This window comes from Enterobacter sp. C6, from assembly GCF_008122455.1.
Lineage (GTDB): Bacteria > Pseudomonadota > Gammaproteobacteria > Enterobacterales > Enterobacteriaceae > Enterobacter > Enterobacter pseudoroggenkampii.
Map to the genome: position 1 here is coordinate 1 of NZ_QPFW01000247.1, position 20,838 is coordinate 20,838.

19 protein-coding genes are annotated in these 20,838 nt (G+C 55.9%); 4 read left to right on the plus strand and 15 right to left on the minus strand.

Features of this window, described 5'->3' with window-relative positions; all coding sequences use genetic code 11:
* Together DOU50_RS20055 and DOU50_RS20060 are read right to left on the minus strand one after the other, a co-directional pair.
* Positions 1–683, minus strand: a 683-nt coding sequence (locus DOU50_RS20055; protein ID WP_148770031.1) for an LrgB family protein, incomplete at its 3' end; no start/stop codon positions are given.
* The gene (locus DOU50_RS20060) at positions 676–1,086 is read right to left on the minus strand and encodes a CidA/LrgA family protein (protein WP_021242769.1); all 411 of its coding nucleotides are present in this window, start codon (positions 1,084–1,086) and stop codon (positions 676–678) included. The genes DOU50_RS20060 and DOU50_RS20055, both read right to left, overlap by 8 nt.
* Positions 1,087–1,188: 102 nt before the next feature.
* On the opposite strand from DOU50_RS20060, the gene DOU50_RS20065 reads away from it, so the two are divergent.
* Complete coding sequence (locus DOU50_RS20065; protein WP_024906729.1) at positions 1,189–2,076, plus strand: LysR family transcriptional regulator; 888 nt, start codon at positions 1,189–1,191, stop codon at positions 2,074–2,076.
* A gap of 81 nt (positions 2,077–2,157) precedes the next feature.
* Here the strand turns inward: DOU50_RS20065 and DOU50_RS20070 are convergent, their stop codons facing one another.
* From DOU50_RS20070 to soxR, 4 genes are all read right to left on the minus strand, one after another.
* Positions 2,158–3,804 (minus strand): Na+/H+ antiporter, encoded by a 1,647-nt coding sequence (locus tag DOU50_RS20070; protein ID WP_024906728.1) that lies wholly within the window; start codon positions 3,802–3,804, stop codon positions 2,158–2,160.
* Positions 3,805–3,954: 150 nt separating this feature from the next.
* The gene (gene ghxP, locus DOU50_RS20075) at positions 3,955–5,304 is read right to left on the minus strand and encodes a guanine/hypoxanthine transporter GhxP (RefSeq protein ID WP_032650612.1); all 1,350 of its coding nucleotides are present in this window, start codon (positions 5,302–5,304) and stop codon (positions 3,955–3,957) included.
* A gap of 294 nt (positions 5,305–5,598) precedes the next feature.
* Positions 5,599–6,270, minus strand: a complete 672-nt coding sequence (locus DOU50_RS20080) for a glutathione S-transferase family protein (protein ID WP_148770033.1) — start codon at positions 6,268–6,270, stop codon at positions 5,599–5,601.
* A gap of 288 nt (positions 6,271–6,558) precedes the next feature.
* Entirely contained in the window at positions 6,559–7,017 is a 459-nt protein-coding gene (gene soxR, locus DOU50_RS20085; protein ID WP_008503388.1) for a redox-sensitive transcriptional activator SoxR, read from the minus strand.
* Positions 7,018–7,115: 98 nt separating this feature from the next.
* On the opposite strand from soxR, the gene soxS reads away from it, so the two are divergent.
* Complete coding sequence (gene soxS, locus DOU50_RS20090) at positions 7,116–7,442, plus strand: superoxide response transcriptional regulator SoxS (RefSeq protein ID WP_008503387.1); 327 nt, start codon at positions 7,116–7,118, stop codon at positions 7,440–7,442.
* A gap of 6 nt (positions 7,443–7,448) precedes the next feature.
* On the opposite strand, the gene DOU50_RS20095 is transcribed toward soxS, so the two are convergent.
* The gene (locus tag DOU50_RS20095; RefSeq protein WP_024906725.1) at positions 7,449–9,014 is read right to left on the minus strand and encodes an EAL domain-containing protein; all 1,566 of its coding nucleotides are present in this window, start codon (positions 9,012–9,014) and stop codon (positions 7,449–7,451) included.
* Between the two features lie 338 nt (positions 9,015–9,352).
* Positions 9,353–10,756, minus strand: a complete 1,404-nt coding sequence (locus DOU50_RS20100; RefSeq protein WP_024906724.1) for a sensor domain-containing diguanylate cyclase — start codon at positions 10,754–10,756, stop codon at positions 9,353–9,355.
* Between the two features lie 491 nt (positions 10,757–11,247).
* On the opposite strand from DOU50_RS20100, the gene DOU50_RS20105 reads away from it, so the two are divergent.
* A complete protein-coding gene (locus tag DOU50_RS20105) occupies positions 11,248–11,529 on the plus strand; it encodes a YjcB family protein (RefSeq protein ID WP_008503385.1) in 282 nt (93 codons plus the stop codon).
* 60 nt (positions 11,530–11,589) lie between these two features.
* On the opposite strand, the gene ssb1 is transcribed toward DOU50_RS20105, so the two are convergent.
* Complete coding sequence (gene ssb1, locus DOU50_RS20110; RefSeq protein WP_023310055.1) at positions 11,590–12,120, minus strand: single-stranded DNA-binding protein SSB1; 531 nt, start codon at positions 12,118–12,120, stop codon at positions 11,590–11,592.
* Between the two features lie 250 nt (positions 12,121–12,370).
* Between ssb1 and uvrA the strand changes: the two genes are divergently transcribed.
* Positions 12,371–15,193 carry an excinuclease ABC subunit UvrA gene (gene uvrA / locus DOU50_RS20115; RefSeq protein ID WP_024906722.1) on the plus strand — a complete coding sequence of 941 codons (2,823 nt, stop codon included), beginning with the start codon at positions 12,371–12,373 and terminating at the stop codon, positions 15,191–15,193.
* 3 nt (positions 15,194–15,196) lie between these two features.
* On the opposite strand, the gene DOU50_RS20120 is transcribed toward uvrA, so the two are convergent.
* The 6 genes from DOU50_RS20120 to dnaB form a co-directional block, all read right to left on the minus strand.
* Positions 15,197–15,550, minus strand: a complete 354-nt coding sequence (locus DOU50_RS20120; RefSeq protein WP_023310053.1) for an MmcQ/YjbR family DNA-binding protein — start codon at positions 15,548–15,550, stop codon at positions 15,197–15,199.
* A gap of 2 nt (positions 15,551–15,552) precedes the next feature.
* On the minus strand, positions 15,553–15,969 hold the full coding sequence (locus DOU50_RS20125) for a secondary thiamine-phosphate synthase enzyme YjbQ (protein ID WP_024906721.1): 417 nt from the start codon (positions 15,967–15,969) through the stop codon (positions 15,553–15,555).
* A gap of 113 nt (positions 15,970–16,082) precedes the next feature.
* A complete protein-coding gene (gene aphA, locus DOU50_RS20130) occupies positions 16,083–16,796 on the minus strand; it encodes an acid phosphatase AphA (protein WP_032650609.1) in 714 nt (237 codons plus the stop codon).
* Positions 16,797–17,012: 216 nt separating this feature from the next.
* Positions 17,013–18,206 (minus strand): aromatic amino acid transaminase, encoded by a 1,194-nt coding sequence (tyrB, locus tag DOU50_RS20135; protein ID WP_148770035.1) that lies wholly within the window; start codon positions 18,204–18,206, stop codon positions 17,013–17,015.
* A 119-nt stretch (positions 18,207–18,325) separates the two neighbouring features.
* Positions 18,326–19,405 (minus strand): alanine racemase, encoded by a 1,080-nt coding sequence (gene alr, locus DOU50_RS20140; protein WP_061716136.1) that lies wholly within the window; start codon positions 19,403–19,405, stop codon positions 18,326–18,328.
* A gap of 16 nt (positions 19,406–19,421) precedes the next feature.
* Positions 19,422–20,834 (minus strand): replicative DNA helicase, encoded by a 1,413-nt coding sequence (gene dnaB, locus DOU50_RS20145; RefSeq protein WP_023310046.1) that lies wholly within the window; start codon positions 20,832–20,834, stop codon positions 19,422–19,424.
* Positions 20,835–20,838: the final 4 nt, after the last annotated feature.

Sequence of the window (20,838 nt, forward strand, 5' to 3'; positions counted from 1 at the left end):
ATCACCCACGCCACCAGCGGTGCAACCAGCACCATCACCACGCCCGACAGCATCATCACCAGGCTCGCGACAACGCCCTCCTGCTGCCCCAGCTCATAGGACCGTGCCGTGCCCGCGCCGTGCGACGCCGCGCCGAACCCTGCCCCTTTCGCCATGCCTTCGCGAATGGAAAGCCGCAGGAACAGCATATCGCCCACTGCCATCCCAAAGACGCCCGTCACCACCACAAACAGCGCCACCAGGTCCGGCTGCCCGCCGAGAGGTTTAGCCGCCGCCAGCGCAAACGGCGTGGTCACCGAGCGCACGGCCAGACTGCGCTGAATTTCATCGGGCAGCGTAAACAGTCTCGCCAGCCAGACGGAGCTACAGACCGCGACCACCGTGGCGGTGATCACCCCAGCGCTGAGCGACATCCAGTGGCGTTTGATAATCGCCAGGTTGTCGTAAACGGGCACGGCAAAGGCGATGGTTGCCGGGCCGAGCAGCCACAGCAGCCAGTGGGATTCGCCAATGTAGTTCTGCCAGGAAATGTGGCCAAAGACCAGCATCAGCACCAGCAGGATCGGCGTGAAGACCAGCGGCATCAGCGGCAGGGCATGGAAACGACGATACAGTCGCTTGTTGGCGAAGTAGATCCCGAGCGTCGCAATCAGGCACAAGACGCTGATCTGAAAGTTAGTCATGTTTGTGCCTGCTGATTTCAAAGCGGTAGACTTTATCCACCACCCAGGCGGTCGCCCCCAGCACCATCAACGTACTCAGCGCGATCACCGCAAAGATTCGCCAGCCGTCCACCATCAGCAGCTGCGCATAGTTCACCACCGCCACCACGGCGGGGACAAAGAACAGCAGCATCTCCGCAAGCAGCCAGCGCGCCCCGGCGCGCACCCAGTTGAGGGGGATCACGCGACACAGAATAAGCGTCAGCATCAGCAGCATCCCCACCAGGTTGGCAGGCAGCGGCAGGTGGAGCCAGCCGACAAGATATTCGGCAAAAACAAACAGTCCCGCGTAGAGCAGTACCTGAACCGGGACCTGGAGTCGTTGTACAACGGCAGGCGTAACACGGCTTAACGCCACGGCCATGGGGGTTTTCCTCAAAAATGAGACGAGGCGCCAGTATAGTGAGCGCACGGTATGGACTGAAATGAATTAAAATCATCAAAGGTATAGTTTCGAGGAATAATCATGGACATAAGAACGCTGCGCTATTTTGTCGAAGTGGTTCGTCAGCAAAGTTTTACCCGCGCAGCGGAGAAGTTGTTTGTCACCCAACCCACTATCAGCAAAATGCTGAAAAACCTCGAAGATGAACTGAACTGTACCCTGCTGATCCGCGACGGGCGCAAGCTGCTGCTGACCGACACCGGACGCGTGGTGTTCGAACGCGGGCTGGCGATTCTGGCGGAGTTCCGCCAGCTGGAAGCGGAGCTGGACGATATAAACCATTTGACCAAAGGGGTGCTTCGCCTCGGCATTCCCCCGATGGTCGGCATGATGATGGCCGGGCCGATCAGCCTGTTTCGCCAGCGTTATCCCGGCGTAGAGCTGAAGATTTCGGAGTTTGGTGGGTTAACCGTCCAGCAGGCCGTCACCAACGGCGAGCTCGACGTAGCAATGACCGCCCTCCCCGTTGAGGAAGAGAGCGGCCTGGCGACGCTTCCGCTCTTTAGCCACCCGCTGTGCGTGCTGGTGCCCCGCTCCGGCGACTGGCTGAAGAGGGAGTCGGTGAAGCCTGAACTGCTCGGCGAGCACCCTCTGCTGATCTACAACGAAGACTTCGCCCTCAGCCGCCAGCTGATGACGCTGTTTAACCAGCATAACGTCAAGCCACGCATTGCGGTACGCAGCGGGCAGTGGGATTTCCTGGCGGCGATGGTGCAGGCCGGCGTGGGGATTGCCATTCTGCCGCAGCCGATTTGCGAGCGTCTGGATAAAAACACGCTGCGCTGGATCCCGCTGGAGAGCGACCTGCACTGGCAGCTGGGGATGATCTGGCGTGAAGGGGTCTATTTGTCGCAGAGCGCGCAGGCGTGGCTGCAGTGTTGTGAGGGTTTTTGGGTGCGGTCTGAATAGTGCCCGGTGGCGCTGCGCTTACCGGGCCTACGTTCGAACCGTAGGCCCGGTAAGGCGAAGCCGCCACCCGGCAAAACAGCGCTACTGATTCTCTATCAACAGCGCTTCCAGCAGATCCAGATCGTGCAGCAGCTTTTGCAGCGTCTCGTTGCTGATCTGGCGCGTGGCGCGCAGGTGATACAGCTCGGCACGCTCGGAGCGCAGCGCCGCCAGACGGAACCGACGCTCAAGGTTCTCCTCCTGCAGCGAGCTTTCCACGTCGTTACGCCCGTCCGCGCGACGGCGCAAGTTACCAATCACGCGGGAACTCACTTCCGTCAGCAGCTGATTGTCGATGTTCTCTTCCGCATCCGCGGCCAGACGTTCTTCCATTTTCTGGATAGCGACAATCGCCACTTCGGCGGTAGCCGCCCGCGCAATACGCTCCTCTTTATGCTGCTGGGTCGAATCACCGGCATCAATATGCTGGAGTAAAATCGGCAGCATAATCACGCCGACAAACAGTGAGAACAGAATCACGCCCGCCGCCAGGAAGACCAGCTCGTAGCGCGCCGGGAAGACGTCGCCCGTCGGCAGCAGCAGCGGAATGGAGAGGACACCGGCAAGGGTGATCGCCCCGCGTACGCCCGCAAAAGAGGCAATCAGCAGTTCACGCGTTGTCCACGAGCCGAACTCCATCGGCTTTTTCTTCAGGAAACGGACGCTGAAGTTTTTCATCGTCCACAGCCAGCCGAAACGCACCAGCATCAGCGCCAGGTAGATCAGCACGATGTCGGTAAACAGCATCCAGACCTCAACGTTCGGGTCGGCTTCGGCCGCCACCAGCGAGGATTCCATAATGCCCGGCAGCTGCAGACCCAACAGCAGGAACACCATGCCGTTAAAGACAAACTCCAGCATGGCCCAGGTGCTGTTGGCACGCAGACGCATGGCCAGCGGCGCGCGGCGCATCACACCGGAGCGGGTAATGGTCATCCCTGCCGCCACTGCCGCCAGAATGCCCGACACGCCGATATGTTCGGCAATCAGATAAGAGGCAAACGGCAGCAGGAACAGCAGTACGATCTGCGTAGCGGGTTCATCGCCGCCCCAGCGGCTGAGGAAGCGCAGCGAGCGGCCGTACAGCCAGCTCACCACGAAGCCCGCGAGAATACCGCCAATCGCCACCTTGAAGAACTCCAGCGTCGCGCCGCCGACGGTAAAGACCATCGTGCCCATCGCAACGGCCACGGCAAACTTCAGGGCAACCAGGCCGGAGGCGTCGTTCATCAGCGCCTCCCCCTGTAAAATTCCCATAATTTTCTTCGGAATACGGCCTTCACCCACAATGCCGGACAGCGCCACGGCATCGGTTGGCGACAGCACGGCGGCCAACGCAAAAGCCGGTATCAACGGAATGCCCGGTACCGCCCAGTAGATCAGAAAACCAATCCCGACGACGGTGACCACCACCAGCGCCAGCGCCAGGCCGAAGATCTCTCGCCCGTGCTCAAGGAATTCGCGCGTGGGCGTTTTCCAGCCATCGGCAAACAGCAGTGGCGGAATAAACAGCACGAGGAACAGTTCGGGGTCAAATTCCACGTGCAGGCCAAACGTCGGCCACGCCAGCAGCGCGCCGATGGCAATTTGCATTAATGGCAGGGGGACCTGAAAGGGCAGTACGCGTGTAACCACCCCGGATAGCGAGACCACAAGGGTCATGATGAGTATTGTGAAGAAGATTTCCATGCGTTCCCTGTTTGCTGTGTTGCTTATGTACTCCGGAAGGCGTCGTGCCTTTTATTCTATCTTCCCCAGAGTAACGCAAAAGGCAACAGGATGAGTCCTGAAAATAAAAACGGGCGGCCTGAGCCACCCGTTTTCGCATCAAAGGACAACTTAGATTGCCCAGCCGCCCGCGTAGAACGCCACCAGCGCAACGGCGATAATCACGGTGCCGATATTCAGCTTGCGCCACTCACCGGAGACCAGACGACCAATCACCAGCGACGCGAAGCCGATCATAATGCCGGTCACGATGTTACAGGTCAGCACGATGAAGACCGCGGTAATCAGGCCAGACATGGCGTCCACGAAATCTGCAAAGTCGATTTTCGCCACGTTGCTCAGCATCAGCAGGCCAACGTACATCAGCGCTGGCGCAGTCGCATACGCCGGAACCAGATAGGAGAGCGGAGAGAGGAACAGGATCAGCATGAACAGCACGCCGACGGTGATCGCCGTCAGGCCGGTTTTACCGCCTGCCGCCGTCCCCGCTGCGGATTCGATGTACACCGCCGCAGGTGCCGCACCCACCAGGCCAGAGAAGACGCTGCTCAGGGAGTCAGTGGTCAGCGCTTTGCCGCCATCAATAATCTGACCGTCTTTATCCAGCAGGTTCGCCTGACCGGCCACCGCGCGGATGGTACCGGTCGCGTCAAACACTGCGGTCATCACCAGCGCCAGCACGCTTGGCAGGATCACCGGGTTCAGCGCGCCGACAATATCCAGGCTGCCAATCAGGGAGTTGCCTTTGTCATCGCTCAGCGACGGCATGGCGAAAATGCCGGAGAAATGGACGTTCGGATCGAAAATCAGGCCGACAATGGAAACGCCGATAATGGTCAGCAGAATGCCGCCCGGCACTTTCAGTTTTTCCAGACCGATAATCACCGCCAGGCCGATCAGCGACATAATCACCGGGAAGCTGGCGAAGTGGCCCAGCGCCACCGGCAGACCGTCCAGCGGGTTCTTGATGACCAGACCGACGCCGTTGGCGGCGATCAGCAGCAGGAACAGACCGATGCCGATACCGGTACCGTGCGCCACGCCCTGCGGCAGGTTGCGCAAAATCCAGCTACGGATGCCGGTCGCTGAAATCACGGTAAATAGGACACCCATCAGGAACACGGCACCCAGCGCAACCGGTACGCTGATGTGCTGACCCAGCACCAGGCTGAACGCGGTAAACGCGGTCAGAGAGATGGCGCAACCAATCGCCAGCGGCAGGTTCGCCCACAGGCCCATCACGATGGAGCCTACGCCGGCCACAAGGCAGGTTGCCACAAAGACAGCCGCTGGCGGGAAGCCTGCTTTGCCCAGCATGCCCGGCACAACGATGACGGAGTAAACCATCGCCAGAAACGTTGTCAAACCGGCAACGATCTCCTGGCGCACGGTGCTGCCGCGGGCCGAAATTTTAAACATGGCGTCAAGTGAACCGCCAGTACGCGCAGATGGCGTAGACATAGAAAACATCCCCTGAGAGTTTTTTAGGAAGTCCGTAAGCGAGGTGGAGACGCCGCTGCCAGCTAAACGTCAAATCCTTGTGTTGCGTTTGCGACGAAAGGGCGTCACAAAAAAAGCAAACGTTTAGCTCCGCGCTTACAAACGGGTGGTCAAATTAAGGCAAACGATTATCTAGCGTAATCCCCGCCCTTTTCAACTGAACTTTATCGTTTTTCGCTAAAATTCACTTATGATGCTGAAGAAATAAACAGAGGATGCGCAAACGTTATCGTCTATGCGCAATTTGTTTACATTTCAGTCCTCGCCCGGGATAGATAACGGCCCCCCTTGTTCCAGCGTTCTTTGCCAGCCAGGGCTGTTTTCAACCTTCGTTTTCCATGCCTGGCTACGCGGCAGGTTGTTAATACCACCGCGCGCCAGCAGGGCAAAGATCGGGAAGCTCATCTGGATGTCGGCCATGCTGAGCGCATCCCCGGCAAACCAGCTGTTTTTGGCAAGGTGCGACTCAATAAAGCGCGCATGGGTTTCCAGCTGGCGGTTGAGATACGCTTTCTGCACCCCCTGCCCCAGCGCTTTGCCCAGGGTTCTGATACCAAACGGCACCGGCGGCTTGCCGAGGCTGTTGAAGACCAGCTTCATTAACAGCAGCGGCATCAGGGATCCTTCCGCGTAGTGCAGCCAGAAGCGGTACTGCACCTTATGCGCCGGATCTAAAGGCTTAAGCCGCGACTCGGCATCGTACGTTTCCTGCAGATACTCCAGAATGGCGCCTGACTCTGCGAGGATCAGTCCGTTATCTTCGATGACCGGTGATTTGCCCAACGGATGCACTTTTTTGAGAGCCTCAGGTGCCAGCATGTTCTTTTCACGCTGATAGTGAACGATCTCATAAGGCAGGCCGAGTTCTTCCAGCGCCCAGATCACGCGATGCGAGCGCGACTGGTTTAGGTGATGTACCGTGAGCATGGTTTTCTCCTGGTTATTCATACTTTTTAACTATAGAAAATTGAACAACACCGCGAAAAAAATTCGGCTAAAAACCGGTCAGCGAGGCTGGCGAAAAAACGGGTCTTGCATAGAATTAAAGTGTCAGCACAATCCGGAACCTCCCCAACCAGCTCGACACGAGGGGTGCTGACGTCGGGGGAAACCCTCCCGTGAACCAGCGGGATAGAGTGAAAGACAAAGACCGGGAAAAACTAAAGCGCCCTTATGTGGCGCTTTAGTTCTTTATATGCTTTTTGCCGCGCAATCTCAGTCCTCTTCCAGCAACCGTGCCCCCGTCCCCTGCTCGCCCAGTTTGTCCCCAGGGTTACGCAACGGACAATCGCTCCGCGACAGGCAGCCGCAGCCAATGCAGCCATCCAGTTCGTCACGCAGCGCGACCAGCGTATGGATACGCCTGTCCAGCTCTTCGCGCCACTGGGATGACAGCTCTTTCCACTCTTTCGGGCTCAGCGTGTGCCCTTCCGGCAGCACGCCAAAGGCCTCGCCGATCGTGGCCAGGGGAATTCCGATTCGTTGCGCAATTTTGATAATCGCCACGTAGCGAAGCACGTCGCGGGTATAGCGGCGCTGGTTTCCTCCGTTACGGATACTCTTGATTAACCCTTTGCTTTCATAGAAGTGGAGCGCCGATACCGCAACACCGCTTCGCTTTGCCACTTCGCCGGGGGTTAAAAGCGCTTTAATTCGCGGCAATCTCTTTTCCATAAAACCTCTTTACCTCAAGTTAACTTGAGGAATTATACTCCCCCGCAGAGAAAACGACGAATTAACCGAGATAGTTGTATCTACAGAGGGGCAACCTTATGTCGCATCAGCAGATTATTCAGACGCTTATTGAATGGATTGATGACCATATCGACCAACCGTTGAACATCGATGTGGTCGCTAAAAAGTCGGGCTATTCGAAATGGTATTTACAGAGAATGTTCCGCACGGTCATGCATCAGACCCTGGGTGAGTACATTCGCCAGCGCAGATTGCTGCTGGCGGCGCAGGCGCTACGCTCAACGCAGCGGCCAATTTTTGATATCGCGATGGATCTTGGCTATGTGTCGCAACAAACCTTTTCCCGCGTGTTTCGCCGCGAGTTTGACCGCACGCCGAGCGACTATCGCCACCAGTTGAATTAATGAATATCAGTGCAAAGGTTGCTGCTGCCAGGTCATAAATTCCTGGGGCGGCATCGCTTTCGCGAAGTGCCATCCCTGACAAAACTGGACGCCGCGCTTCAACAACCAGCTGACCTGCTCTGCCGTCTCTACCCCTTCCGCAATGGTTTTCAGCCGCAGGCTTTGCGCCATCTCGATAATATGCTCGGCGATCAGGTGGCTGGTACTGTTGGTCGTTAAGGTATCGATAAACGATTTATCGATTTTCAGGATATCCACGTTCAGCGAGTAGAGGTTGTGCAGGTTCGAGTAACCGGTACCAAAATCATCAATCGCGACTTCATAACCCGCCTGACGGAAAGCCTGTATCACCGGCGTGGTTTTTGGCACATCGATAAAACCGCGTTCCGTCACTTCTATTTTGATTTGCTGCGCACGGACGGCGTAGTGGCGAGCCTTCTCGGAAATCATGGCGATCAGCCGCGAGGAGTGGAAATCCGTGGCCGACAGGTTAATCGAAATATAGAGATGGGGATGCTCGGCCAGGAAATGACCCAGATCGCTGAACACCTCTTCAACGACATAGTCTGTGATCCGCTCGCTCATCCCCTCATTTTCCGCCAGCGGAATAAACTCCGCCGGACTCATCACCTGCCCGTTAAAACCAGGCCAGCGTAATAACGCCTCCGCGCCCACGCACCGGTTGTTCTTGATATCAATAATCGGCTGATAGTGTACGCAAAGCTGTCGTTTGGTCAGTGCCCGGTGCAGTAAGCGCCCCGGCGAATTGAGCTCACGATGTGTACGGGACCATACCAGCAAAATAATAATGCTGCAGATCATGCCCAGCGGCAGCGTCAACGTCGCCTGGTGATAAAGCGTTTCATAAAAGCGTTTATTCGATGTCGATACAATGGCCGCAATCGGTCTTTTGGGGGAACTTACGATCGTATAAAAGCGGTTATCTTTTTGAAATACCGATTCCTTATCCCGAATCATCGAATTTAATAAAGAAACATTGGCTTTCTGGCTGACGGAAAAGAAAGCATTGGTTACCGTGTCGTACACTCCCCATGAGAGAGAATGATCCGCGGACATGACTTCGCTGTATGAAAGTGGATTGACAACCACCACATAATTTCCGCGCTGCATATATGTCATTTTATAACCAGTATAAAATGGGGTATCGCGATAATAATAGATAGCGACGTCAGGTTTACGCGTGTAATTAGCGACAGGAATAGCGTAGGGATGATCCGGTGTAAAAACGGTCGAACAAAGAAAATTCTGACCTTGAGCGTAAATTAAATCGGCGACAAACAGCCGGCCACGAACAACGTTCAGCATATATTGACGATGTCCCGGCGTGCAAAGCTCACCCTGATATTTTTCAGCCTCGTCCCGGGCCAGATCAACCTGTTGAATAACCAGTTCTGTTTTGTCTAAAGCCAGTTCAGCAAATGTCCGTAGCTGGGCGCTTGTTTCAGATACGGCGCGTAGCTGGGCAAACCATAGCGCAAGCATCACAGGCAGCATAACTACCATGATGATCCCTACCACCCTGAGCATTTTGCGCCGCGCGCTACGATTCATTTCCCGCCCTATATCCCTGCATGTTGTACGCCTGTAGTAATGAAGGCCGGATGCTTTGTTAAACAGGTGATTACGTTGCATGAATCATGCGAAGTTAGCAACTGACTTTTCGTATTAAAAATCTTAAATTTCGTTATGACGATAATATTTTCCCGTAAGCTAAACTGTAAGTATTCGTTCCGTTTCAATTAAGGAAAATAATTATCCAGCCCGCAAGGGCGGTGGGAAGATAACACAACAGACGATTGTTGATTAAGCCAAACTTGTAACAGCGCGAAAAATCATAACCTCGACATGGCATTTCATGCTATTTGTTCGGGCGTATTTTGTTCGTTGATTTATAAATAATCAGCTGCCACCACCGTTTTTCCTCGCCCCGAATGCTTGGCCTCATATAATGCTTTATCGGCACGCCTCAGCAGGACTGAAGTATCCCGCTGTCCTCCGCTTACTTCCACAACCCCGGCACTAAATGACAGCGACAGTTTTCTCTCCCCCACGGCCAGCGGGTTGGTTTGCAGAAAGGTGCGCAACCTGGCGGATAACTGCGCAGCGCCATTGCCGTTTGTTTGCGCCAGCAAGAGCAAAAACTCTTCTCCTCCCACGCGGCCTAATGCCGAATCTGAAGGTGATAACTCACGGATCGCGTTACAAAAGTGAAGGAGCGCCGCATCACCCACCGGGTGCCCCCACTCATCGTTGATCTGTTTGAAGAAATCCAGGTCAAACATCAGGACGCAAAAATGGCTGTTAACCTCATGCCGGGCACTGGCCGCCAGCGCAAGCTCAAGCTGCTGCAAAATCGCCGAACGGTTAAAGCAGCCGGTGAGATCGTCAGTAGTGGCTTTTACCTGCAGCTGCTGCTCGGCTTTTTTCCGCTCGGTGATATCCAGCCCAATATTGAGGATAGAGTTGTCCGGCAACAGAATGTTGGACCACAGCACCGTCAGCGGGGTCCCGTCTTTGCGTAGCGGATGCCACTCATACATATCCTTCAGCGGCGAGACATTGACCGACTCTCTTACCCGCCGCCGCTCTTCAGGGTCAGGATAAAACAGCGAAAGCGGATCGGCATGTTCCGCGATCTCCGCCATCGTCCAGCCGAATACTTTTTCACATTCGGCATTCCACAGCACGCAGCGGTTAAATTTGTCGAAAGAGTTCATTAAAACCGGGGCGCGTTCAAAGAGCGTCTTATATTGCGTCACGACACGCTGCATTTCCTGGGCAGTTTTCTCCCGGGCAATAATTTCTGCGAAATAGTCTTTTAATTTTTCGACCAGCACCACGACGATATTTTTCAGAATTGGCAGAGAAGAGAGTCGTTCATCAAACGCTAAAAAGAAATAACCACTGCAGTGCCAGTTATGGGTTGAAAGTTTGCACAGGACACCGCTATGCAACTGCGCATAGCCCGGGTGCTGAGGAGGAAATAACGCACGGCCAATATTCTCTTTCCAGTAGACCACCCGCCATGAACGATGATGCCGCTGGAGCAGGGTGTCCGCCAGGAAATCGGCCACTTCGAAGGGATGGCAGGTCATCTCCCCGGCGCATACCACGCGCTGTAGCCCGTCATCACCATTAACGCTTACCCAGGCTAGACTTGCGCCCAGCGCGCGACTGATGGTCGTCAGCATGTCGGTCAGAGAACATTGAGCATGAAGCTGAGGCATCAGCTTAGCCAGCGCATGCAACGCTTGCATGCTGTCATTAACAATCTCACGTCGGTTTTCTTTCATTTTTTTCGCTGATTATCAGGCGATAAACCGGACGCAACTTTCTTCAGATTCGAAAAATCGACAAACCAACGCACAGGCTGAATCTCAGCGTAGCGAATTAAAAAACAACGTTGTGTGTAATTAAAAACGTACAAAGAAATAGAAAAATAATTAAATTCAAGAACCTGAAAGGTTAGCTGCGAGTAAAATTAATTGTCCACTCAAGCATAAGCCATAGGGTTATTGCTGTAAACATTGTACAGTGAGCATCCTTTTGCATCAGTTTTGCTATCTTAATGAATTCATTATAAAGAGTGCGGGAACTGGAGAACTTAGCCAGCAAAGATATATTTTCACTCAGGCGCCCATTGATTCTCGGCAACTATGAATCACCCGTTTTTCATCACCCCGGGACTGGCGAATAAAACAGCAAATGTGATATAGTTCACACATATAGTGTAACGAAAAAATCTGTTTCATTCAGTTCGTCTGTTTTGTTGAGGATGGGTTTTATGGCAACCATTACTACCAGCATGGTTCTCCTGCGCTGGCCTTTGTTGAGTGCGGTACTGATGTTTTTGGCCAGCACGCTGAACATTCAGTTTCGTAAATCTGACTACGCGGGTCTCGCTGTCATCAGCACCCTGCTGGGGCTGGGTGCAGCCTGCTGGTTTGCAACGGGTCTGCTTGGCATTACCCTGCTGGATATCGCCGCCGTCTGGGAAAACATTAAAGTGGTGATGGTGGAAGCAATGAGCCACACGCCGCCAGACTGGCCGATGGTCATTACCTGATCCCTTCATCAATAAAAAAACCCAGACGATGTCTGGGTTTTTTGTTTTCTCATCCATTGATCAGAACGGAATGTCGTCGTCGAAATCCATTGGCGGTTCGTTAGACGGTGCCGGAGCAGACTGCTGCTGCGGGCGAGACTGCGCGCCACCGCTGAACTGGTTGCCGCCCTGCGGCTGCTGAGGCTGACCCCAACCGCCCTGCTGCTGGCTCTGACCGCCACCTGCCGGTGCACCGCCGCCCTGACGGCCACCGAGCATCTGCATGGTACCGCCCACGTTAACCACGACTTCAGTGGTGTACTTCTCAGCACCGGACTGATCGGTCCATTTGCGGGTACGCAGTTGGCCTTCGATATAGACCTGAGAACCTTTACGCAGATACTCACCGGCCACTTCGGCCAGTTTGCCAAACAGCACAACGCGGTGCCATTCGGTCTGCTCTTTCATCTCTCCGGTCGCTTTATCACGCCAGGATTCGGAAGTAGCCAGCGTAATGTTGGCAACTGCGCCACCACTCGGCATGTAGCGTACTTCCGGGTCCTGGCCCAGATTACCGACGAGAATCACCTTGTTTACGCCTCTGCTGGCCATGTTCGTGTCTCCTGAATACGTTTCTTAATAGTGTAAACGCGCGAGTGTACCATTTCCATGCTGCACTTTGATAGTTGCGTAGCATGTTCCAGAGTTCTCCCGCAACTCGACATTGTTACACAGCGAATCAGAAAATGCATTCCAATACTGTATATTCAAACAGGTTAAATTGTGTCATAATTAGCCGTTTCTGACAGCCGTTTGTCCTTCAAACAAATCAGGCAATCCGTGTTCCAACCGGGAAAGGTGAATGGATAAGATCGAAGTTCGGGGCGCCCGCACCCACAATCTCAAGAATATCAACCTCATAATCCCTCGCGACAAACTCATTGTCGTGACCGGGCTTTCGGGGTCTGGCAAATCCTCACTGGCTTTCGACACCCTGTATGCCGAAGGACAGCGTCGTTACGTTGAATCACTCTCTGCGTACGCGCGTCAGTTCCTGTCGCTGATGGAAAAACCGGATGTTGACCATATTGAAGGGTTGTCCCCTGCTATCTCTATTGAGCAGAAGTCCACCTCGCATAACCCGCGTTCAACGGTCGGTACCATTACCGAAATTCATGACTACCTGCGTCTGCTGTATGCCCGCGTGGGTGAGCCGCGCTGCCCGGACCACGACGTCCCGCTGGCGGCCCAGACCGTCAGCCAGATGGTGGATAACGTGCTGTCGCAGCCGGAAGGCAAACGCCTGATGCTGCTGGCTCCAATCATCAAAGAGCGTAAGGGCGAACACACCAAGACGCTGGAAAACCTGGCAAGCCAGGGCTATATCCGCGCCCGTATCGACGGTGAAGTGTGCGACCTGTCCGATCCGCCCAAGCTGGAGCTGCAGAAGAAGCACACCATCGAAGTGGTGATTGACCGCTTCAAGGTGCGTGACGATCTCGCCACGCGTCTGGCGGAATCCTTTGAAACGGCGCTGGAACTCTCTGGCGGCACGGCCGTGGTCTCCGACATGGACGACCCGAAAGCGGAAGAGCTGCTCTTCTCCGCCAACTTTGCCTGCCCGATTTGCGGTTACAGCATGCGCGAGCTTGAACCGCGCCTGTTCTCCTTTAACAACCCGGCGGGCGCGTGCCCGACGTGTGACGGCCTGGGCGTCCAGCAATATTTCGACCCGGACCGCGTGATCCAGAACCCGGAGCTGTCGCTGGCGGGCGGGGCCATTCGCGGCTGGGACAAGCGTAACTTCTACTACTTCCAGATGCTGAAATCGCTGGCAGAGCACTACAAGTTCGACGTCGAAGCGCCGTGGGCCAGCCTGAGCCCGAACGTTCACAAAGTGATTCTGTTCGGTTCCGGCAAAGAGAACATTGAGTTCAAGTACATGAACGATCGCGGCGATACCTCCGTGCGTCGTCACCCGTTCGAAGGGGTGCTGCACAATATGGAGCGACGCTACAAAGAGACCGAATCCAGCGCGGTGCGCGAAGAGCTGGCGAAGTTCATCAGCAACCGCTCCTGCGCCACCTGCGAGGGCACGCGCCTGCGTCGTGAAGCGCGCCACGTGTTTGTGGAAAACACGGCGCTGCCGACCATCTCAGACATGAGCATCGGCCACGCGATGGACTTCTTCAATAACCTGAAGCTCTCCGGCCAGCGTGCGAAAATCGCCGAAAAAGTGCTGAAAGAGATCGGCGATCGCCTGAAGTTCCTGGTGAACGTCGGCCTGAACTACCTGACGCTTTCCCGCTCGGCGGAAACGCTCTCCGGCGGTGAGGCTCAGCGTATCCGTCTGGCCAGCCAGATTGGCGCGGGCTTAGTCGGCGTGATGTACGTACTGGACGAGCCGTCCATCGGCCTGCACCAGCGCGACAACGAGCGCCTGCTCGGCACCCTGATCCACCTGCGCAATCTCGGCAACACGGTGATCGTTGTGGAGCACGACGAAGATGCCATCCGCGCCGCAGACCACGTGATCGATATTGGTCCGGGCGCAGGCGTGCACGGCGGTCAGGTCGTTGCAGAAGGGACGCTGAAGGACATTATGGCGGTACCCGAGTCACTGACCGGTCAGTACATGAGCGGCAAGCGCAAGATTGAAGTGCCAAAACAGCGCGTAGCGGCAGATCCGGAAAAAGTGCTGAAGCTGACCGGCGCGCGCGGCAACAACCTGAAAGACGTCACCCTGACGCTGCCGGTTGGCCTGTTTACCTGCATCACCGGCGTGTCCGGTTCCGGTAAATCGACGCTGATCAACGATACGCTGTTCCCGATTGCGCAGACGGCGCTGAACGGCGCGACGCTGGCCGAGCCTGCACCGTACCGCGACATCCAGGGGCTGGAGCATTTCGATAAAGTTATCGACATTGACCAGAGCCCGATTGGCCGTACCCCGCGCTCTAACCCGGCGACCTATACCGGCGTCTTCACGCCCGTACGTGAACTGTTTGCCGGTGTGCCTGAAGCGCGCTCCCGCGGCTATACGCCAGGACGTTTCAGCTTTAACGTGCGCGGCGGCCGCTGCGAAGCGTGCCAGGGCGATGGCGTGATCAAGGTTGAGATGCACTTCCTGCCGGATATCTACGTGCCGTGCGACCAGTGCAAAGGTAAACGCTATAACCGCGAAACGCTGGAGATTAAGTACAAGGGCAAGACCATCCACGAAGTGCTGGATATGACCATCGAAGAGGCGCGCGAATTCTTTGACGCCGTCCCTGCGCTGGCGCGTAAGCTGCAGACGCTGATGGACGTCGGCCTGACCTACATTCGTCTGGGACAGTCCGCCACTACGCTGTCCGGCGGTGAAGCGCAGCGCGTGAAGCTGGCGCGCGAGCTGTCAAAACGCGGTACCGGTCAGACGCTCTACATTCTGGATGAGCCAACCACCGGCCTGCACTTTGCTGACATCCAGCAGCTGCTCGAGGTTCTGCATCAGCTGCGCGATCAGGGCAACACCATCGTGGTCATCGAACATAACCTGGACGTGATTAAAACCGCGGACTGGATTGTCGATCTCGGCCCGGAAGGCGGCAGCGGCGGCGGTGAAATTCTTGTCTCCGGTACGCCAGAGACCGTTGCAGAGTGCGAAGCCTCGCACACCGCGCGCTTCCTTAAGCCGTTGCTGTAGTTGTCACACGGAGAGTTGCTGTCGGGTGGTTTCCGGCAGCAGCTCAACCGCCTGCTGATAGGACGCATCCACCAGGTAGTAAATCTGTGATCCTGGAATCGATCCATCCAGATAGACGGTGCTCCAGTGCGCCTTATTGAGGTGCTTGCTCGGCCTCACGTCATCATGCTGCTGACGTAGCAAATCCGCCAGTTCAGGGCTGGTTTTCAGCGACGCCGCCGGACGGCCTTCTACCTCTTTCACCATCGCAAACAGCACATCACCTACCTTAATCTGCGTGGCTTTCCAGTCGCTGTGGACGCTCTGCTCCGCGCCGGGCTTGCTCATGCAGTACTGAAGTATCTCCGAAATTGTCATCTTTATTCCCCTTGTAGCGTGGCGATAATTTTACGCGAACCACCGTGAATACGATGCTCACCCAGCCAGATCCCCTGCCACGTTCCCAACAGCAGCCGCCCGTTGTGGACCGGCAGCATCAACGATACGCCCAGCAAAGAGGATTTAATATGCGAAGGCATATCGTCCGCCCCCTCATAGTCATGCTCGTAAGGCGCGTTGTCCGGGACGCTCTTCAGAAAATGGTGCTCCATGTCGGACCGGACGGTGGGATCGCAATTTTCATTCAGCGTCAGAGAGGCGGACGTGTGCTGAAGCAGCAGATGCAGCAAACCCGTTCTGACGCGCGACAGGTCGCGGAGTTGCCCGATGACTTCATCCGTCACCAGGTGAAATCCGCGTGGCTTCGCGCTTAAGGTCAGGGTCTGTTGGTACCACATAGGCTGCTCCGTGATGAAAGATGAATCTTTCTAAGTGTGCAGCAAGAAGACGAAAGGTAAAACCCGCAGCAGCGAGATTTGATTAAAAAAGAGTCAAACTCGCTGCCAGGGGCTCAATACTCCGAGTTGACGATCACCTCTTCGCCAAACTTTCCGGCCATCGGCAGCGGGCGATAGGTTGAGTTAGACGCGCGTAACACCCTGATCCCTCTGGCACCCACATCCTGTGCGGCGGTGATGTCGTTATCCGAATCGCCATAAAACACTTTGATGTTTTTCTTTTCCAGCCACTGGGTTTTGGTGTTTTGCCCCTCTTTGTCACCCGCAAAAATGACCGGGTTCATGCTGGTCGCCGGGATCTGGAAATCATCCTGCAGCGTTTTAGAGACGGTTTCCGTTTTGGTCTGACTGCGGCCGGTTACAAAATAAATGCTGTCACCGCGCTTCACGTGCATGGCAATAAGCGCACGGGCAACCTCTTTCGGGATGCTGAATTCGTCCCAGCCGTTGTTCATTTTTTCCCAGAATTCCGGGTTCTTCAGATACGCTTCGCTGTCGGGTGAATACGTTTTCTTACCGCGCCAGAAGCCGGGGCTTGAGAACAGCACGGTATCGTCAATGTCAAAACCCACGGCCATTGGCGCACGGCCCATCAGGCTGTTTTCGATTTGGGCCACGGAAACCCAGTGAATGGGTGCCTGCTCGGCAAGAATGGCGGCGGTGGTGCCGGTGTAAAGCGGCGTCGGGGCAGAAGCTCGCGCGACGACGGCGTTATTAAGCGAGAACAATAAGCAGGCGGCGCTGAGCGCCAGTGTGATCTTGCGCATATTTTCCCCTGAATATTCAGTTTGTTATCGTTTTAATTTGAGCGGATGGTCAAAAAACTATCCGACCATAACCCCAGCGGGAGGTGAAGGGAAGGAGTTTTTGCTTATGAAGGGGAATAAAAAGAAGACGATCACAAAAGCCGGGCAACGTTTTTGTGCGGCCTGATGCCCTCACCCCGACCCTCTCCCACGGGGAGAGGGTGAGTTGGTAAGTACTTACATTACAGCAGCAAACGCCTGCGCCACGCGATGAACGTTGCTGGCATTCAGGCCCGCCACGCACATACGGCCGCTGGCAATCAGGTAGACGCCGAACTCTTCGCGCAGACGATCGACCTGGGCCGCACTCAGTCCGGTATAGCTGAACATCCCGCGCTGCTTGAGCAGATAGTCGAAGTTATGTCCCGGCACGGACTCTTTCAGGACGTTAACCAGCTCCTGACGCATCGTCTGAATGCGCTGGCGCATCGCTTCCACTTCCGCAAGCCAGGACGCTTTTAGCTTTTCGTCACCGAGAACCGTCGCCACCACCTGCGCACCAAAGTTCGGCGGGCTGGAGTAAATGCGGCGCACTGTCGCCTTAAGCTGGCCGAGCACGCGACCTGCCGCTTCGGCGTCTTCACACACCACGGACAGACCGCCAACGCGTTCACCGTACAGGGAGAAGATTTTAGAGAAGGAGTTACTCACCAGAACAGGCAGCCCGGCGCTGGCAGCGGCGCGGATGGCATAGGCGTCTTCTTCCATACCCGCGCCAAAGCCCTGGTAGGCAATATCGAGGAACGGGATCAGGTTGCGAGCCTTCAGTACCTCGATCACCGCATCCCACTGGGCATTGGTGAGATCCGCACCGGTCGGGTTATGGCAGCACGGATGCAGCAGCACAATGCTGCGCTCCGGCAGGGTGTTCAGTTTTTCCAGCAGCGCTTCAACGCGCACGCCGTTAGTTTCGCTGTCAAACCACGGATAGGTCGCCACTTTGAAGCCTGCGCCCTCGAAGATCGCAACGTGGTTTTCCCACGTCGGGTCACTGACCCACACGCCTGAATCCGGGAAGTATTTTTTCAGGAAGTCTGCACCCACTTTCAGCGCACCCGAGCCGCCCAGCGTCTGGATGGTCGCCACGCGTTTTTGCGCGAGCACCGCGTGATCGGCACCAAAAAGCAGCGGCGCAATGGTGCTGCGGTAGGTATTTAACCCTTCCATCGGCAGATAGAGCGACGCGCCGTGTGGAACCGCGTTCAGACGCGCTTCGGCTTCGGCAACGGCCTGCAGCTGAGGAATAAAACCCTCGTGGTTGTAATACAAACCGATGCTAAGGTTCACCTTGTCGCTGCGAGGATCTTCTTTGAAACGCTCCATTAAGGAGAGAATTGGGTCGCCGGCATAGGCGTCAACTTTCTGAAACACGCGATGATTCTCCGGAATTCGATGAGGCAGGGATTTCAACAATAAACCGGAAGTGGGAGAAGGTCGAGAGGATGTTAATAAAGTTGGAGCGAGGATAAAAACCTCACTCCATTGGCGGTTCAATCAATGTACTTCATCGCTACCCGCGAGGTCAGACGCGTGATAAGTTCGTAAGCACTTACTTTCGTGATTTCAGCAATGCGTTCAACAGGCAGCCCTTCCCCCCACATCACAACATCATCACCAGGCTTATCCTGGGCTTCAGGCCCCAGATCAACACAAATCATATCCATCGCCACGCGGCCGACAATCTTCACTTCACGACCGTTGACCAGAACCGGCGTACCCGTTGGCGCAGCGCGGGGATAGCCGTCACCATAGCCCATCGCCACCACGCCAAGACGGGTATCACGCTCGCTGGTCCAGGTACCGCCGTAGCCCACCGGCTCACCCGCTTTATGGTCACGCACAGCAATCAGGTTAGAGACCAGCGACATGACAGGCTGGAAGCCAAAGTCCGGCCCCCAGGGTTTGTTCTCCAGTGGCGACACGCCGTAGAGAATGATGCCCGGTCGCGCCCAGTCGAAATGCGACTGCGGCCACAGCAGAATACCGCCGGATGCCGCAATCGAGCGCATCCCCGGCTTGCCTTCGCAGAAGGTATTAAAGATATCCAGCTGCCGCTCGGTCGCACCGCACTCGGGCTCATCGGCACGGGCGAAGTGGCTGACGATATTCACCGGCTGGCGCACGTTTTTGCACCGGCATAAACGCTGATAGAACGCTTCCGCGCTCTCCGGCCGCACGCCCAGACGGTGCATGCCCGTGTCGAGCTTCATCCACACGGTCACCGGCTCGCTCAGCTCGGCGGTTTCAAGTGCGGCCAGCTGTTCTTCGTTGTGCACTGCCGTATGCAGATGCTGGTCAGCAATGGTCGGCAAATCTGTGGCTTCGAAAAAGCCTTCGAGGAGCAGAATCGGTTGGGTAATCCCCCCCGCGCGCAGGCGAAGGGCTTCTTCAAGACGGGCGACGCCAAAGGCGTCGGCATCGGGGAGCGTTCGCGCGGTCTCAAGAAGACCGTGTCCGTAAGCGTTCGCTTTCACGACTGCAACGAGCTTGCTGGCGGGTGCCAGTTCACGCAGACGTTGCAGGTTGTGTCGCAGAGCGCGGCGGTTAATGACAACAGTTGCCGCTTGCATTTGAATTCCTTAGAAATTACTCATCATCATATTGAGGACCGGCATAGTTGTCGAAACGCGACCACTGTCCGTTAAAGGTCAGACGCACCGTCCCGATCGGGCCGTTACGTTGTTTACCAATAATAATTTCGGCGATCCCTTTCAGGTCGCTGTTCTCGTGATAAACCTCATCACGGTAGATGAACATGATTAAGTCGGCATCCTGCTCGATGGAGCCTGATTCACGCAGGTCGGAGTTGACCGGGCGCTTGTCGGCACGTTGTTCCAGGGAGCGGTTCAGCTGCGACAGCGCAACGACCGGTACATGCAGCTCTTTGGCTAACGCCTTGAGAGAGCGGGAAATTTCGGCAATTTCCAGCGTACGGTTGTCGGAGAGCGACGGGACGCGCATCAGCTGAAGGTAGTCGATCATGATAAGGCCGATACCGCCGTGTTCACGGGCGATACGGCGCGCGCGGGAGCGAACTTCCGTCGGCGTCAGGCCGGAGGAGTCATCGATATAGATGTTACGTTTTTCCAGCAGAATGCCCATGGTGCCGGAGATGCGCGCCCAGTCCTCATCGTCGAGCTGACCGGTACGGATGCGGGTCTGATCCACGCGCGACAGCGATGCCAGTGAGCGCATCATGATTTGCTCGGAGGGCATCTCAAGACTGAAGATCAGTACCGGTTTATCCTGCAACATCGCCGCATTTTCGACGAGGTTCATCGCAAAAGTGGTTTTACCCATCGACGGACGCGCGGCGACGATAATCAAATCCGACGGCTGCAGGCCGGCGGTTTTCTTGTTCAAATCGTCATAGCCGGTGTTCACGCCGGTGACGCCATCGTGCGGCTGCTGGAACAGCTGTTCGATACGGGCAACGGTGGCATCGAGAACATCGGCGATGTTTTTTGGGCCTTCATCTTTATTGGCGCGGCTTTCGGCGATTTTAAAGACGCGGGACTCAGCAAGGTCGAGCAGGTCTTCGCTGGTGCGACCCTGCGGATCAAAACCGGCTTCGGCGATCTCGTTCGCCACCGATATCATCTCGCGGACGACGGCACGTTCGCGCACGATATCGGCATAAGCACTGATGTTCGCCGCACTAGGCGTGTTTTTTGACAGTTCCGCCAGATAGGCAAATCCGCCGCAGCTGTCGAGCTGCCCAAGACGCTCCAGCGATTCCGCGAGCGTAATCAGGTCGATCGGGCTGCCCGACTCCTGCAGACGCGCCATTTCGGTAAAGATGTGGCGGTGCGGACGGGTGTAGAAATCTTCCGCCACGACGCGCTCGGCGACGTCGTCCCAGCGTTCGTTATCCAGCATTAAACCGCCCAACACCGACTGTTCCGCTTCAATCGAGTGCGGCGGGACTTTTAACCCTGCGACCTGGAAATCACGCTCGCGAGGTTCAGTCTGTTTGTTGAAGGGTTTGTTTCCTGCCATAGTG

What these genes read in the sequence shown, in the direction of transcription:
- ghxP (WP_032650612.1), bottom strand. Translation starts at nt 5,304, where the DNA reads ATGTCTACGCCATCTGCGCGTACTGGCGGTTCACTTGACGCCATGTTT.
- DOU50_RS20060 (WP_021242769.1), bottom strand. Translation starts at nt 1,086, where the DNA reads ATGGCCGTGGCGTTAAGCCGTGTTACGCCTGCCGTTGTACAACGACTC.
- DOU50_RS20065 (WP_024906729.1), top strand. Translation starts at nt 1,189, where the DNA reads ATGGACATAAGAACGCTGCGCTATTTTGTCGAAGTGGTTCGTCAGCAA.
- DOU50_RS20120 (WP_023310053.1), bottom strand. Translation starts at nt 15,550, where the DNA reads ATGACAATTTCGGAGATACTTCAGTACTGCATGAGCAAGCCCGGCGCG.
- alr (WP_061716136.1), bottom strand. Translation starts at nt 19,405, where the DNA reads ATGCAAGCGGCAACTGTTGTCATTAACCGCCGCGCTCTGCGACACAAC.
- soxS (WP_008503387.1), top strand. Translation starts at nt 7,116, where the DNA reads ATGTCGCATCAGCAGATTATTCAGACGCTTATTGAATGGATTGATGAC.
- uvrA (WP_024906722.1), top strand. Translation starts at nt 12,371, where the DNA reads ATGGATAAGATCGAAGTTCGGGGCGCCCGCACCCACAATCTCAAGAAT.
- soxR (WP_008503388.1), bottom strand. Translation starts at nt 7,017, where the DNA reads ATGGAAAAGAGATTGCCGCGAATTAAAGCGCTTTTAACCCCCGGCGAA.
- aphA (WP_032650609.1), bottom strand. Translation starts at nt 16,796, where the DNA reads ATGCGCAAGATCACACTGGCGCTCAGCGCCGCCTGCTTATTGTTCTCG.
- DOU50_RS20125 (WP_024906721.1), bottom strand. Translation starts at nt 15,969, where the DNA reads ATGTGGTACCAACAGACCCTGACCTTAAGCGCGAAGCCACGCGGATTT.
- ssb1 (WP_023310055.1), bottom strand. Translation starts at nt 12,120, where the DNA reads ATGGCCAGCAGAGGCGTAAACAAGGTGATTCTCGTCGGTAATCTGGGC.
- DOU50_RS20070 (WP_024906728.1), bottom strand. Translation starts at nt 3,804, where the DNA reads ATGGAAATCTTCTTCACAATACTCATCATGACCCTTGTGGTCTCGCTA.
- dnaB (WP_023310046.1), bottom strand. Translation starts at nt 20,834, where the DNA reads ATGGCAGGAAACAAACCCTTCAACAAACAGACTGAACCTCGCGAGCGT.
- DOU50_RS20105 (WP_008503385.1), top strand. Translation starts at nt 11,248, where the DNA reads ATGGCAACCATTACTACCAGCATGGTTCTCCTGCGCTGGCCTTTGTTG.
- DOU50_RS20100 (WP_024906724.1), bottom strand. Translation starts at nt 10,756, where the DNA reads ATGAAAGAAAACCGACGTGAGATTGTTAATGACAGCATGCAAGCGTTG.
- DOU50_RS20080 (WP_148770033.1), bottom strand. Translation starts at nt 6,270, where the DNA reads ATGCTCACGGTACATCACCTAAACCAGTCGCGCTCGCATCGCGTGATC.
- DOU50_RS20095 (WP_024906725.1), bottom strand. Translation starts at nt 9,014, where the DNA reads ATGAATCGTAGCGCGCGGCGCAAAATGCTCAGGGTGGTAGGGATCATC.